Origin of the sequence: Paenibacillus sp. Lou8.1, from assembly GCF_024213565.1 — a bacterium.
Taxonomy (GTDB): Bacteria; Bacillota; Bacilli; order Paenibacillales; family Paenibacillaceae; genus Paenibacillus; species Paenibacillus polymyxa_B.
In genome coordinates, this window is sequence record NZ_JANAVN010000006.1 from 294,208 (window position 1) to 308,756 (window position 14,549).

Below are 14,549 nucleotides of genomic sequence, written 5' to 3' on the forward strand. Positions count from 1 at the left end.
CTTTACTCCTCCTCATGTCCAATCGGAATTTTTAAAAATACTTTGGTTCCTTGACCAACATTTGAAAGAACGCCAAAACTTCCACCTACCAGTTCTGCTCTCTCCTGCATGCCATATAAACCAAGTCCCGTTCCAATAGGATTGCTCCCCTTTTCAAAGCCAACCCCATCGTCCTCTACAGTCAAACGAAGCGTATGATCGTGCTCAGACAAAGAAACTTTAACCATATCTACCTGGGCATACTTCAAGGCATTGAGAACAGCCTCCTGGCAGACACGGTAAATGACCGTTTCCTTTTCACTTCCATATCGCTTTTGGGGAAGATCCGACACAAATTCAACGACAAGACCAAAGCTTTGTTCAACCCTCTTAAAGTGGGAACGAAATGCCGCTTCAAGCCCAAAATCATCAAGTGTGGCGGGGCGTAGTTCCACAGACAGGTTGCGGATATCATCCAGCAATCGCGTCATGGATGCTTCAGTCTGCTTCATGTTTTTGATGAGCTGTTCATCATTCGTCATGTATTTTAACACCCGCAGCTCAACAACCGCACTCATCAATTCCTGGGCGACGCTGTCGTGCAGTTCCCTGGAAAGCCGTTTACGCTCATTTTCCTGCGCTTCAATGACATGCTTCATCATTTTGTTTTGATACAATTTTTCCTGCGTCTGAAATTGCGGAGTCAAGTCCCTCAACATCAACACCCTTGTTCCATGTTCAGAATCAATGGTGTGAAAAGAAGCGGCATAGGGGATCATTCCGTTGCTCTTTGTTTCCAGATAAACCTGAAAAGAAGCGAAATCCTTGGATTCTGGCATATTGAAATAACAATCAAGGCAGGTACGGGGCTCCGTTTCGCTTGTATAGCCCCTGCATGTTCCACACAAAGCTTTTTCCTTCCCTTCATAGAGTTGAATGAGGACGTCATCGCTCACAATCTCCTCCGCTGCCGGGTTCATAGCTAGGGTGTTCCCTTGCCCATCAAAAAAGAAAATGGCTTCTGTACTGTTCTCAAACAACTTCACCATTAGCGCATTCAAAGAGCCAGTCCCTACAGATAATGTCAATTACATCACTTCCTTCCCGTTCAACTCTCCAAATCCCCTATGCGCCAAAGCTTCCAAATCACGCATCATGGCTGCGGTCATCAGCAGTTCTTCCCGAAATCCACCAAGCAGTACGCCCGCGACGCGAGCATCATTCCATAGGGGAACAGCCCCGAGACTCTCGAGCTTCTCGGATTGAACGATCGGGTAGTTAAACAGGTTGTCTGCCCCCACATATTGATGAACAGATGGAATGAAAACGGATTTCCCAGTTTTGAACACGACTCCTGCTATGCCCTTTCCGGATTGCAGTACAATTCGCTTAAAGCGATCATTTAAATTACCGGCTGCATTTTTCCATTTAATTACGTATTGATATTCGGCCGGTTCAACCAGAGCAAGCGCCATGAAATCATAACCGAAATGTTCGCGTATTCGCTCAAGCTCCCTTTGATAATCCATCTTATTATTCATCGCTCTCTCCTAATAGAATTAGGAAAGAAGGCAGAGCCCGCTTTCCTAATTCGATTTATGTCTTCTGTAAAGGATATAACTTCTGCGCACATAATTCAACGGAACACTCCACACATGTACAAGCCGGGTAAACGGCCAGAATGCAAAAATCGCAAAGGCCATAAGGATATGAAGCTTGAAGGACATCGGTACGTCTCTCATCAGTGTCGGGTCGACACGGAATATGAATAAACCGCGGAACCAGATTGAGATCGTCTCTCGATAATCGAATTCTGGCTGTACCGCATTCGTTACGAGAGTCGCAAACATCCCCATGCATACAATGGCCAAAAGCAATACGTTTACGATCAAATCAGACGCTGTACTTAAACGGCGCACATTGCGTATTGTAAAACGGCGAGAGGTGAGAATCAACATACCGAGGAATGTCATCGCTCCAAATATTCCACCAACATAAACTGCTCCAATATGGTACAGATGATCGTTTACACCCAGTGCATGCATCCAGGTTTTTGGTATGCCCAGACCGGACACATGCCCCATAATAACCGGGATAATACCCAGGTGGAATAGGAGACTTCCGATCATCAATTGTTTTTTTTCAATAAACTCACTTGATTTCGCTGTCCAATTGAACTGGTCGTTTCTGTAGCGGAAAATATGGCCTACAATAAAGACGACCACGCACATATAAGGGAAAATGACCCATAAAAACTGCTCTAGCATCATCATTGCGCGGCCGCCTCCTGTTCTACGCAAGCCTTAAGCGTTTCGCGCAGTCCCTTCACTAGATGAAAATACGGGCTTTCCATTTTTTCCAGTGCTTTAAGCAAATGATATGTGCCGTCTTCCAGGATCGCGATTGGCATGCGGAAGTTTTCTGTCGTCTTCGGATCTTGCGCCCATTCGGCGGCATACAGAAATTCACACATGAGCGGAAGGTAATCTGGCAGCTCTCCATCTGGCATTTCAAGACCGTACATCTCATATAGCACCTTTAACTTGACCAACATTTGTCCCCGTTCTTTTGCATCTTCGAATTTAAAGTAAGTCATATATAGTGCACAATTCTTTTGAAAATCAAAGGTTTCCGTATACATTTCCTGAATCTCTTCCATACTGAATTCTTGCATAAGGGACCAGTAGGTGTTCGCATACGTATATGCCGGATGGTTCGGATCAAACGATGCTTCCAGAAAAGCCGGATGAAAATCCAGCTTTTCTGGGTACATGAGTTGCTGAGCGAAAAACCCGAATGATGGCTTGCATTCATACAACTTCGCTACATTAATCACGCCAAATACCCCCGTAGAAGTTTTCTTCATACATTTCTTTGCCCGTTTTCAAAGGCTCTTCCATCCCCATCGAACTTGCCATACTACAGCCATCACATCCAGAGCCAGAACCCATGTTTCCCATGGTATCGCCGTAACCAGCAGATCCTTGAGCCCGGTACGGATTCGAATATCCTTCTTTATGCGATGTCGGAATGACGAAACGATCCTCATACTTGGCAATCGCCAGAAGTCGATACATCTGCTCCGTCTGCCGCGGTGTCATGCCGATGCGCTCAAGACGGCTTTCATCGAAAGATTGTCCTGTGGACTGGGCACGCATATAGGAGCGCATCATAGCCATTCGCTGCAAGGATTCCTTCACAGTTTGCGTGTCGCCCGCTGTCAGCATATTGGCAAGGTACTGAATAGGGGTGCGCATCTCTTCGATAGCCGGAAAGATCATATCGGGATTCTCAATCGAGTCTTTCCCTTCAAAGTAATTCATGATCGGACTAAGTGGTGGCACATACCAGACCATAGGTAATGTGCGGTATTCCGGATGAAGCGGGAATGCCAGCTTGTGCTCAATAGCAAGCTTGTAGACCGGCGAGTTCTGCGCTGCTTCAATCCAGTCCTCCGAGATACCGTCTTTTCTCGCTTGAGCAATCACTGCCGGATCACTTGGATCCATGAACAGGTCGCATTGCGCTTTATAAAGCTCTTTCTCATCCTGCGTAGAAGCGGCCTCAAGCACTCGATCCGCGTCATACAGCATAACGCCGAGGTAGCGAATTCGTCCTGTACATGTCTCGGAGCAGACTGTCGGCAGGCCAGCTTCCACACGTGGGAAACAGAAGGTACACTTTTCCGCTTTGTTCGTCTGCCAGTTAAAGTACACTTTTTTGTATGGGCAGCCCGTCATGCAATACCGCCAGCCACGGCAGGCTTCCTGATCCACGAGCACGATTCCGTCCTCGTCCCGTTTGTACATGGCGCCCGAAGGACAGGACGCGACACAGCTTGGATTTAGGCAATGTTCGCAAAGCCGTGGGAGATAAACCATGAAAGACTTCTCAAAGTTAAATTTAATCTCTTCTTCGATTTTCTGAATATTTGGATCAAGCGGACCGGTTACATGCGCACCCGCCAGGTCATCTTCCCAGTTTGGACCCCACTCCAAATCCATTTTTTCACCCGTTACCGCAGAATGCGCGCGTGCCACAGGTGAATGCTTCTGTTCGCCAGCGTTGGTCAGTTGCTCGTAATTATAAGTCCAGGGCTCATAATAATCTTTCATTTCCGGCATGTCTGGATTGTAAAAAATCTTACCCAGTGCTATCTTGGACAGCTTGTTGCCTGACTTCAGTTCCAGTTTCCCTTTGCGGAGCTGCCAGCCCCCTTTATATAATTCCTGATCTTCCCAGCGCTTCGGATAACCGATACCCGGTTTGGTTTCCACATTGTTAAACCACATATATTCCGCACCTTTGCGGTTCGTCCAGGTTGTTTTACATGTCACGCTGCACGTATGACAGCCAATACACTTATCCAGGTTCATGACCATGGCAATTTGAGCTTTAATCTTCAAGCCAGTTAACCTCCTTCATTTTACGTACCGCAACGTACACATCACGCTGGTTGCCGATCGGACCATAATAGTTGAATCCATAACTAAGCTGAGCATATCCACCGACCATCTGGGTTGGTTTGAGATGAATTCTTGTAGGTGCGTTATGACTACCGCCGCGTGTATCCGTGATTTCGGAGCCTGGCACTTGAATGTGCTTATCCTGAGCATGGTACATGAACATCGTTCCTCTTGGCATCCGGTGGCTGACAACAGTCCGGGCCGTTACGACGCCGTTACGGTTGTATACCTCTACCCAGTCATTGTCGGCAAGATCATGTGCCTCTGCGTCTTCGTTGTTGATCCACACCGTAGGACCTCCGCGAAACAGTGTAAGCATATGCTGGTTATCCTGGTAGGTGGAGTGAATATTCCATTTACCGTGCGGTGTCAGATAACGGAGCACGAGTGAATCTTGCCCGCCTTTTATTTCCCGATCGCGAGGGCCGAACACCATTGGCGGCAGCGTCGGTTTGTAGATCGGCAATGATTCCCCAAATTGTTGGAAAATCTCATGATCAATATAGAAATGCTGTCTTCCCGTCAAAGTACGAAACGGAACGAGTCGTTCAATATTCGTTGTAAATGGTGAATAGCGGCGTCCCTTCTTGTTCGATCCAGTGAATACTGGTGTCGGTATAACTTCCCGTGGCTGTGCCGTTATACTTTGGAAAGTGATCCTTTCCGCTGCCCGATCGGCCGAGATATCTTTGAGTTCCACACCGTGAAGCTCTTCTGCCTGCTCATAAGCCTTTTGCGACACCCGTCCATTAGTCGCGGATGAAAGGTGCAGAATTGCATTGGCTACTTGGCGAGCTGTCTGGATTTTGGGCAGCCCGTCTTTAATGGATTCATCGTAATAAACTCCGTTCAACTTTTTCATTTCCTCATATTCGTCCGCTACGGAGAAGCTGACGCCATGCGCACCTGCTTTCCCACTAGTCAAATTCGGACCGAGTGAGATAAATTTATCGTGAATTTTAGTATAATCGCGTTCGATGATGCTGAAATTCGGCATGGTTTTACCCGGAGTCGCTTCAATCTCGCCCTTCGTCCAATCCTTTACAAGACCCATCGGCTGTGAAATTTCGCCTATACTATCGTGTGCGAGCGGCGCAGTCACAAGATCTTTATATATGCCTGGCAGGTGCTCTTTTGCCATATCCGAAAAGACTTCGGAAAGCTGGCGGTAAATATCCCAGTCCGCGCGGGATTCCCACAGAGGGTTAACAGCCGGATTAAACGGATGCACGAAAGGATGCATGTCTGTTGACGACAAGTCTGTTTTTTCGTACCAGGTTGCCGCCGGAAGCACGATGTCCGCGTACAATGGAGTTGTTGTCATCCGAAAATCAAGTGCAACCATCAAATCAAGCTTTCCTTCTACATCTTCTCTCCAGACGATTTCCTCAGGTTTCTGTTCTTCGTTCGGTCGGGCAAGCAGGGCATCAGATGCTCCGAGTAAATGTTTCATGAAATACTCTTGTCCCTTCGCCGAACTGGAAATCAGATTTGACCGCCAAACAAAGAGTGAACGCGGGAAGTTCTCGGCTGCCCCAGGATCTTCTACAGCGAAGCGTGTCTTACGTGATTTAATCTCTTCCACAGAATGATTGATGATGTCCTCGTTCGACTTCTTGCCTAATTGTGCAGCCTCTTCGGCGAACAACAGACTGTTTTTATTAAACTGTGGATAAGAAGGCAGCCAACCCAGACGTGCTGCGAGCACGTTGTAGTCTGCTGGATGTCTGTAACTGACATCCCCGCCAATCGGTGACTTCAAGGTGTCTGTTCCACTTTCTTCGTAACGCCACTGCTCTGTTGCAAAGTAGAAAAACGATGTAGCATTTTGCTGCCGAGCCGCCCCTTGCCAGTCTTTTGCAAAAGCAATCGTTGACCAGCCTTCGATTGGGCGGAGCTTTTCTTGACCCACATAATGCGCCCAGCCTCCACCGTTTACACCTTGGGAAGCAGTCAACACGACAAGATTCAAGATGGACCGATAGATCGTGTCACTATTGAACCAGTGGTTGATACCCGCACCCATAATAATCATGGAGCGACCTTTAGTATCGATAGCATTTTGGGCAAATTCCCGAGCAATCTGTACCACAACAGACGCCTTCACACCTGTGATCTTCTCCTGCCAGGCAGGGGTATAATGCGAAGCTTCGTCGTAATAATTTTTGGCGTTATGAGGGCTGTCATTGCGTGCGACACCGTACTGGCTCATCATCAAATCGTACACGGTTGCTACGTAACGTTCCGAGCCATCTGCCAAGCGTACTTTTTTGGCCGGAATTACACGTTTGAACGTTCCATTACCGGCGTTATCAAAGTAAGGGAATACGATTTCTTCCCATTGCTCGCCATGACCTTCCACAGTGAGCGCGGGCTCAACCTTTGTTCCATCTTCCCGTTCCAGAATCAGGTTCCATTTCTTATCCTGCTCCCAGCGCTGTCCCATCGTACCGTTCGGGACCAGCATTTCCCCCGCCGCTTCGTCATATATGACCGGCTTCCAGTCCGCATGCGGCGAAGCATCCCCTAGGTCACTCGCCCGTAGAAAACGTCCACCTTTCCAGGCTCCCTCGTGTGGATCAAGCAGAATCATAAACGGCATATCCGTATATTGTTTGGCATAGTTAATGAACATCGGTTCTTGGCGCTCTTTGTAAAACTCATCCAAAATAACATGCGTCATAGCCTGGGCTACGGCAGCATCTGTACCCGGATTTGGGGCAAGCCAGTTGTCAGCGAACTTCACATTCTCCGCCAAGTCGGGAGCCACTGATACGACTTTTGTTCCCTTATATCGTACTTCCGTCATAAAATGAGCGTCTGGCGTCCGGGTAAGCGGTACGTTCGATCCCCACATAATCAGGTAACCCGCATTGTACCAATCAGAAGATTCCGGTACATCCGTCTGCTCACCCCAAATTTGAGGAGATGAAGGAGGAAGGTCGGCATACCAGTCATAAAAACTCAACATCTGCCCACCCAGTAGCGAAATGAATCGAGCTCCTGAAGCGTAGCTTATCATTGACATCGCCGGGATTGGCGTAAAGCCCGCGATCCGGTCAGGACCGTATTTCCGAATGGTATAGATGAGTTGTGCCGAGATCAGACGCAGGACATCGTCCCAAGTGACACGGACATGACCGCCTTTTCCGCGAGCTGATTTGTAGAGCTTGGCTTTCTCCGGATCTTCCACAATGCTTGCCCATGCTTCCACCGGATTGGCATGCTCCTGGATGGCCGCCTGCCAAAGCCGCAACAGCTTACCGCGCATATAAGGATATTTCACGCGTAATGGACTGTATTCATACCAGGAAAATGTAGCCCCACGCGGGCATCCCCGCGGTTCAAATTCTGGCATATCTACACCGCAGGAAGGATAATCGATCTGTTGATTTTCCCAGGTAATGATGCCGTTTTTGACAAAAACCTTCCAACTACAGGAACCGGTGCAGTTCACTCCGTGAGTCGTCCGAACCACTTTGTCATGAGACCAACGCTGACGGTACACGTTTTCCCATTCTCTATTTTTTTCCTCAAGGATTGACCAATTTCCCGAATAGCTTTCGATCGGTTTAAAAAAGTTGAGGTTGTATTTCTTTTTCATCGATGACCAACACTCCTTTTTAGAAAGAATCATCCCAACGCAAGTTCCAAGGGAAGACTCATTCGCTTACTCTCATTATGTAATTCATTCATCTCTGTTCCCATTAGGGAATGTCCTATAGCGCTACAGGAAATCCCTCGTTCTATGGAAAGATACAAAAAAGCCTCCCCCTGCTAAAGGGAAGCTTGTATGAATTAATTAATTGTTCTTTTGACCCGTTAACAGGAGCATGATAAAAGAAATGAGTATGATAGAGCATGTCCACGTCCACGCCATAGGAAGATGACCAGCATCCACTGCAATATAAATGGCCGTCGGAATCGTTTGTGTTTTACCCGGAATATTTCCGGCAATCATCAGCGTAGCACCAAATTCGCCCAGGCCGCGGGCAAAACCGAGTATGAAGGCAGCTTTAAAAGAAGGGAAAATTAAAGGGAAGGTGATGTATCGAAAAACCTGCCATTCACTTGCGCCCATCGAACGTCCCGCGTTTTCCAAGTCACGGTCAACAGAAGACAATCCCATTCTCAGCGTCCGATAGACTAGAGGAAAAGCTACTACCACCGCTGCTATAACCCCTGCCCACCACGAGAATATAATAGGCTCGCCAAACCATTGCTCCACAAACCGTCCGAACCCGCTTTTTCGTCCAAGTAATATGAGCAGTAAAAAACCAACAACCGTCGGTGGGAGTACCAAAGGCAGCATAAGCACGGTTTCAACAACCGTTTTCCCTTTAAATAATCCCAACCGCGACATTGACCATGCCACAAGCAAGCCTAATATGATTACCAGAACGCTAGATAACAGTGCAACCTGCAACGATAATCGGATAGGAGGCCAATATTCATTCCAGTCTATATCTTGCATGCTCACTTCGGTATGGTAAATCCATACTTATCCATAATATTCAGAGATTCTTGCGATTGTAAGTATGCATAAAAGTCTTCGGCTTCTTGAATGTGCTTTGTAGCTTTGACAATCCCGATTGGATACTCAACAAGTGAATAGGTTTTGGGATTCACCTCAAAGGCGATTTTTGCCTTTTGTGAAGTCAATGCATCTGTTTTATATACAAATCCGACATCTGCATTCCCAGTTTCCACATATTGCAGCACTTGTCTAACGTCTTTCGCTTGAACCAGCTTGCTCTGTAACGTGTCCCAAAGCTTCGCTTTCGTCAGCGCTTCCTGTGCGTAGTTACCCGCTGGAACACTTTCAGGAATTCCGATCGCAACTTTCTTCACTTCTTTTTTTGTTAAATCGGTTACACTCGCGATGTTCATCGTCCCGTCTGCAGGGATAACCGCGACCAATTCGTTCGTCAGCCACGTTTTTTGTTTTTTCGTATCTATTAACTGCTGATCAACAAGGGACTTCATGTTTTTGGTCGAAGCGGACAAAAACAAATCCGACGGCGCTCCTTGCTCAATTTGTTTTTCCAACGCACCAGAGCCGCCGAAGTTAAAATTCAATTTGATGCCTGTATGGGTTGATTCGTATGAATGCTGAATTTCTTTGAGCGCATCCGTTAAACTTGCTGCTGCGGATATGGTAAGCTCAATAGTTTCAGCCGTTTTCGAAGATGTCTGGCTGGAAGATCCGTTCTGATCCGCACTGCCAACATTTGAATCTAGTTGTTGTTTCGTACCGCATCCTGATAATAATAAAATGATGGAAATAACCAAAACGAAAACAGTGCTACTTTTAATTAATTTATGCATTTGGTTCGGCCCCTCGTGTTAGTTCATCATCAATTAATCGGTTTCGCTATTAGCTGTGCCTGTCTCGTACGTTCGATCAGTGTACAATTTTCAAGTAGAATATGATTAAAAATATCTGCTTCCAGGTCTTCTAACCGCTTCAATACGAGTCGGTGCGTACCACAAGCTTCCTGCATCGGCTCAAAGCCGTTTGTGATCAAGCGCATTTCCTTCAGGAATTCCACCACCGTTTGATGCTCGTCTTGCAACTTGGACAAAATTGGATTCAACTCATCTGCTCGTTCCACTGTTGATTCTTGTAAAAATGCTTCAATCATCGGAAACACAAGGTCCTCCTCATTTTGAATATGTTCCGATAATTCCTGTTTAAGCAAGGTGAACAGTTCATTAACTCGCTTGAGATGCGAATAACGTTCACCGTGAACCCGCGTTAGTTTGGTTACATACGGCGTTAAGGCCGATAGTTCTTCCCGAAGCTTCGTATGATACTCATTTTGAATATAGGCGATTAGTTCTTTTGGTTCGAGTGAAGGAGGTTGCAATTGCTTATGCTGTGCCTGCTTTTCTTCCACTTCATGTATCTGCGTCAGCAGTTCACCAGCGTGGAGGCCTCGATTGGCTGCTGCTTCACGGAGCGATATTTTCCCTCCACAGCAGAAATCAATTCTCAGTTTGCGGAACAGATCTCCCGTTTTGGGTACTGCTTTCACGATGTCCGCCACCCATGTTTCTTCCGTTAACTGGCTCATCTTCCATTCCTCCATTTTACTTCGATTTTATACTCAACTTTCATTCTACGTCTCCCTTAAACCCGAACCAATCAGGGGGTTCCCTCTTTCACTAGTGGAAAGAGCCTGATTATAACAAATCAGAAAGCAACTGTTCAGCCGCTTCTTTCCCTTGAGCGATACAATCTGGAATTCCAACGCCCCCATAGCCGGCACCGCATAGAAAAACACCCGGTAAATACTGTGCGAAGTCCTGTCTCATCTTCGCCATATGCTCTTTGTGTCCAATCGGATATTGCGGCATCGATCGATCACACCTACTGACTTCAACGAATTCCGGTTCCGCTTCCAGGCCCATTAAATCTTTCAAATCTTTGCGCGCGGCATCCACAAGTTGATCGTCTGTCATCTGAATCCACTCCTGTGCGCCTGCATGTCCGATGTAGGTCCGTAAAAGCGTATATCCTTCAGGAGCAGTATGGCTCCACTTCGTCGAAGACCAAGTACATGCCGTAATCTTTTTGCCTTCTTTGCGAGGGACTAGAAATCCCGTTCCCTCAAAAGCAAAATTAAGATCTGTGTTTTTATAAGCAAGAGCAATATTGGCTACGGAAACATAGTGAATCTTGTGTAGCCAGCTAGCGCTTGCAACGCCGGAAAATAATGTAGCCGCTTCAAAAGCTGGAACAGCGCAGATCACCGCATCCGCATCTATTTTTTGTCCGTGTTCTAAAATGACCTGATAACCGCTTTCCTTCCTTACTTCAACTACACCTTGCCCCATAACAAAACGTACGGTATCCAGCCTTTCCTTTAGCCGCTCCACGATCGTAGATAATCCTAGCCGATAAGAAAGAAACATACTTTTCTTAGCGATATCCGGCAGTTTGTCTTGTACTGCTGGCTTTTTTCCCGCCCCTTTAGACATACCCTTAATCAAACTTCCATACTTTTGTTCCATTAGTTTAAATTGAGGGAAAGTTGACATAAGGCTCAGAGAATGAGTATCCCCAGCGTAAATTCCAGACAACAGAGGTTCTGTAATCTGGTCCAGAACTTCTTTGCCGAGACGCCGTTTGATAAAATCACCTAGAGATTCGTCCGCATCACCTTTCTTCGCCGGAATGATTAAATCCAGGGCTGCCCGTGCTTTTCCCAGTGGAGAAATAAGTCCTGTCCGAATGAAAGGAGTCAGCTTTGTTGGGATGCCCAGAATGAAGCCCATCGGCATCGTATGAAGTTTGCCCTTATGCAAAATGCAAGCAGATTTGGCTTTCGGGTTTGTCGATACCAATTCTGCTTCCAGCCCCAACTCCATGGTCAGATCCAATATTGCCGTCTTTCTGGCCAAGAAAGCATCCGGTCCTTTTTCGATCATAAAATCGTTTTGGCGAACGGTTTGCAGCTTTCCTCCCAGACGTTCACTTTTCTCCACCAGTGTAATCTCCACTTCAAGCTGCCGATCCTCAGCCAGCTTTTTCACATAAAAGGCAGCACTTAAACCGCTTATTCCTCCACCGAGAATAACGACTTTTTTAGAACTTTTTTTCATGAAAACACTTTTCCTCTCCAACCCCGGGTATATAAGCGCAATAAGGGTCACTCTCCAAATAGTCTCCTGTTATTGCAAAAGCCCTTGCTCTGGAGCCCCCACAGATGGCCTTGAATTCACAGACTCCACATTTACCTTTAAGTAGGGACTTATCTCTAAGATTCATCATGATCGGAGAGTTGCGATAAATATCTGCCAGGCTATCGTTTCGTACATTCCCGCACATAAGAGGCAGAAAACCGCTCGGATATACTTCTCCGATATGACTAATAAAAACAAATCCATCTCCATCATTTACGCCTTTAGGAGCACGTCCTAAAACATCTGCCCTCTTTTGTTCGTCTGCTACACTGCTCTCACCTGCATTGTGCTTTTGCTGCAGTACGACCCTCCGGTAGTGGGGAGCTTCTGTAGCCTTCACACCGTACGGCATCTGTTGCTGTATTTGATACAACCATTTCATTACGGCTTCATGCTCATCAGGAGTAATCATATCTTTCTCCATGCCACGTCCGGTTGGAACAAGGAAAAATAAACTCCATAACACGGCCTGCATTTCCTTTACCCTTTCTGCAATTTGCTCCAGATCATGGAGGTTGTACCGGGACACCGTAGTGTTCACTTGAATAGGGATATTCAGTTCCTTTAAATAACCAATTCCTCGCATGGTTGTATCGTAAGAACCCACCGTACCCCGAAAATGATCGTGAATGTCTGCACATGAACCGTCCAGACTAAACGCCCACCGCGATAACCCAACTTGCTTTGCTTTTTCTACCGCTGCTCGTGTCACTTTAGGTGTGGCACTGGGGGTCATCGAAACCGACAGATTTTTCTCTTCAATTGCATATCGAGCCAGTTCAAACAGATCAGGACGCATCAAAGGATCTCCGCCTGTGAACACAACCAACGGATGATTCATTTCAGCGATTTGATCTATCAGCTTCTTACCTTCTTCTAGTGTCAGCTGGCGAGGATCAGGTTTGTACTGAGCTTCCGCTCTACAGTGAAGACACTTTAAAGCACAAGCTCGTGTAACCTCCCAGATGACTATAAACGGATCAGTATGATAATCACGCGGCGTTTTCAAAGGTATCATTGATGTCTCTCCTTTTAGAAGTATAAAAACAACACAAAAACATAGAGCATCATTGAAAATCCAATTTCCGCCATGCCAACTTGTTTTGCCTTTAATCCGAGTTTAGGAAGCCATATGGCCCGTATCAAAAAAATCAAAAAAGGAACAAACAGAGGTGAATTTAACCAAGTAGCAAACAACAAAATCACCAAATGATAGATGATGGAAGCATAATGGTAACGTATATTTTTTCTTTCACGAATGATCGTTTTGACATACAAAGCAGTTCCGATAAAGTAAAGCACCAAAAGCAAGAATAGCTCTGTTGCTACTCTCCAATCCTCTCCTCCCCCCATATAAATAACAGGGTATATAAAAGAACAAAAGAGTAGAATTGCAACAATGTCATTGAGTAAAGCACGTTCATTTTTCGTTTTTGCAAAATAAATATTAGCCATAAAAAAGAGCAATAGAAGAGCTCCATACCAGATCAAGGCAGTCTCAAACCATATCAGTGAAATTAACAAAGGAAGTAATATCACTCCGTATACAACGGCGGGTTTGCGGTATCTTTCACTGCTGCCTGTTTTGATCCATTGGAGGACAGGAAAACTGAATAAGTAGATAAAAAACCAGCACACAAATAGGGGGATATGAATGAGTTCCCCTCGAGAAGCAGCTAAACCGAATAAAAATGGAAGAATGAGCATGGCCCAAGCTCCATGTTGATTGGGTATGTATCTGCTCATCCCCTTCAAACCCTTGATCCTTTTTTCACAATCTTTTTTATGTCTGTTATTTCGGTTAATCGATTCATCATCCATTCCCCCAAGATTGAGTTTTATCTTCTAACTTCATTCTAAGTATTATATGAAATTGAACCAATTAGGGAGTTCCCTTTTCCTTAGGGGGGAAAATCCTAACCGGAAAAATAACGCTATTTTCTTATGCTATACTGTACTAAAAAAGGGTACAAAGAAAGGATGAACTGTTATGGGAGGACCTTCTTTACGTCAACTGCATGCTCATCATGCCATTCATCAAGGCGGGCTATCTGGCGCTCTAGATAAGACGAGAGAAGTAGAGGAATTACTCGAAGCAAAAGAATTCAAGGTGGCGCGCCAGGCTGCCGACCACTTGATCGAATATTGGGAAACCCGCATTCTTAGCCATGCTGATGCAGAAGAGGAAGGATTCTATCAGGAAATGGTCGAGAAAAAACCGGAACTGCAGGAGGCTGTCGTCAAACTTACACGGGATCATGATCTGCTCCGAATCATTGTAAAAGAGCTCAAAGCCATGATCCGTGAAGAAGGACTTACGCCTGAAGTTCTTCAGCAGTTCCACGCGCTTCTGGTTGTCAATGCCATTCATAGTCGGGAAGAAGAACGTTTGTTGTTTGAGGAACCGTCATGATC

13 protein-coding genes are annotated in these 14,549 nt (G+C 46.1%); 1 reads left to right on the forward strand and 12 read right to left on the reverse strand.

Going from position 1 to position 14,549, the window contains the following annotated elements:
* Positions 1-2 precede the first annotated feature (2 nt).
* From NLX78_RS11155 to NLX78_RS11210, 12 genes are all read right to left on the reverse strand, one after another.
* On the reverse strand, positions 3-1,067 hold the full coding sequence (locus NLX78_RS11155) for a PAS domain-containing sensor histidine kinase (protein ID WP_039274412.1): 1,065 nt from the start codon (positions 1,065-1,067) through the stop codon (positions 3-5).
* The gene (locus tag NLX78_RS11160; RefSeq protein ID WP_254350410.1) at positions 1,068-1,520 is read right to left on the reverse strand and encodes a GAF domain-containing protein; all 453 of its coding nucleotides are present in this window, start codon (positions 1,518-1,520) and stop codon (positions 1,068-1,070) included.
* Between the two features lie 45 nt (positions 1,521-1,565).
* Positions 1,566-2,249, reverse strand: a complete 684-nt coding sequence (gene narI / locus NLX78_RS11165) for a respiratory nitrate reductase subunit gamma (RefSeq protein ID WP_254350452.1) — start codon at positions 2,247-2,249, stop codon at positions 1,566-1,568.
* On the reverse strand, positions 2,249-2,815 hold the full coding sequence (narJ, locus tag NLX78_RS11170) for a nitrate reductase molybdenum cofactor assembly chaperone (RefSeq protein ID WP_039274409.1): 567 nt from the start codon (positions 2,813-2,815) through the stop codon (positions 2,249-2,251). The genes narI and narJ overlap by 1 nt, the downstream gene beginning before the upstream one ends.
* Complete coding sequence (gene narH / locus NLX78_RS11175; protein WP_028542275.1) at positions 2,808-4,385, reverse strand: nitrate reductase subunit beta; 1,578 nt, start codon at positions 4,383-4,385, stop codon at positions 2,808-2,810. Before narH ends, narJ begins: the two co-directional genes overlap by 8 nt.
* Positions 4,375-8,049 (reverse strand): nitrate reductase subunit alpha, encoded by a 3,675-nt coding sequence (locus NLX78_RS11180; protein ID WP_254350411.1) that lies wholly within the window; start codon positions 8,047-8,049, stop codon positions 4,375-4,377. Before NLX78_RS11180 ends, narH begins: the two co-directional genes overlap by 11 nt.
* Before the next feature lie 198 nt (positions 8,050-8,247).
* A complete protein-coding gene (gene modB, locus NLX78_RS11185; protein WP_254350412.1) occupies positions 8,248-8,925 on the reverse strand; it encodes a molybdate ABC transporter permease subunit in 678 nt (225 codons plus the stop codon).
* Positions 8,922-9,773 (reverse strand): molybdate ABC transporter substrate-binding protein, encoded by an 852-nt coding sequence (modA, locus tag NLX78_RS11190; protein ID WP_254350413.1) that lies wholly within the window; start codon positions 9,771-9,773, stop codon positions 8,922-8,924. The genes modB and modA overlap by 4 nt, the downstream gene beginning before the upstream one ends.
* Before the next feature lie 29 nt (positions 9,774-9,802).
* A complete protein-coding gene (gene ric, locus NLX78_RS11195; protein WP_039274402.1) occupies positions 9,803-10,522 on the reverse strand; it encodes an iron-sulfur cluster repair di-iron protein in 720 nt (239 codons plus the stop codon).
* A 109-nt stretch (positions 10,523-10,631) separates the two neighbouring features.
* Entirely contained in the window at positions 10,632-12,053 is a 1,422-nt protein-coding gene (hemG, locus tag NLX78_RS11200; protein WP_254350414.1) for a protoporphyrinogen oxidase, read from the reverse strand.
* Positions 12,037-13,152 (reverse strand): TIGR04053 family radical SAM/SPASM domain-containing protein, encoded by a 1,116-nt coding sequence (locus tag NLX78_RS11205; protein WP_254350415.1) that lies wholly within the window; start codon positions 13,150-13,152, stop codon positions 12,037-12,039. Before NLX78_RS11205 ends, hemG begins: the two co-directional genes overlap by 17 nt.
* 14 nt (positions 13,153-13,166) lie before the next feature.
* A complete protein-coding gene (locus NLX78_RS11210) occupies positions 13,167-13,955 on the reverse strand; it encodes a YwiC-like family protein (protein ID WP_254350416.1) in 789 nt (262 codons plus the stop codon).
* A gap of 169 nt (positions 13,956-14,124) precedes the next feature.
* Here NLX78_RS11210 and NLX78_RS11215 point away from each other — a divergent pair, with 169 nt between their 5' ends.
* Positions 14,125-14,547, forward strand: coding sequence for a hemerythrin domain-containing protein (locus NLX78_RS11215; protein WP_025718091.1), 423 nt, complete (start codon positions 14,125-14,127; stop codon positions 14,545-14,547).
* Positions 14,548-14,549: the final 2 nt, after the last annotated feature.

What these genes read in the sequence shown, in the direction of transcription:
- NLX78_RS11160 (WP_254350410.1), bottom strand. Translation starts at nt 1,520, where the DNA reads ATGAATAATAAGATGGATTATCAAAGGGAGCTTGAGCGAATACGCGAA.
- narI (WP_254350452.1), bottom strand. Translation starts at nt 2,249, where the DNA reads ATGATGCTAGAGCAGTTTTTATGGGTCATTTTCCCTTATATGTGCGTG.
- NLX78_RS11180 (WP_254350411.1), bottom strand. Translation starts at nt 8,049, where the DNA reads ATGAAAAAGAAATACAACCTCAACTTTTTTAAACCGATCGAAAGCTAT.
- modA (WP_254350413.1), bottom strand. Translation starts at nt 9,773, where the DNA reads ATGCATAAATTAATTAAAAGTAGCACTGTTTTCGTTTTGGTTATTTCC.
- ric (WP_039274402.1), bottom strand. Translation starts at nt 10,522, where the DNA reads ATGAGCCAGTTAACGGAAGAAACATGGGTGGCGGACATCGTGAAAGCA.
- hemG (WP_254350414.1), bottom strand. Translation starts at nt 12,053, where the DNA reads ATGAAAAAAAGTTCTAAAAAAGTCGTTATTCTCGGTGGAGGAATAAGC.
- NLX78_RS11205 (WP_254350415.1), bottom strand. Translation starts at nt 13,152, where the DNA reads ATGATACCTTTGAAAACGCCGCGTGATTATCATACTGATCCGTTTATA.
- NLX78_RS11210 (WP_254350416.1), bottom strand. Translation starts at nt 13,955, where the DNA reads ATGGATGATGAATCGATTAACCGAAATAACAGACATAAAAAAGATTGT.
- NLX78_RS11215 (WP_025718091.1), top strand. Translation starts at nt 14,125, where the DNA reads ATGGGAGGACCTTCTTTACGTCAACTGCATGCTCATCATGCCATTCAT.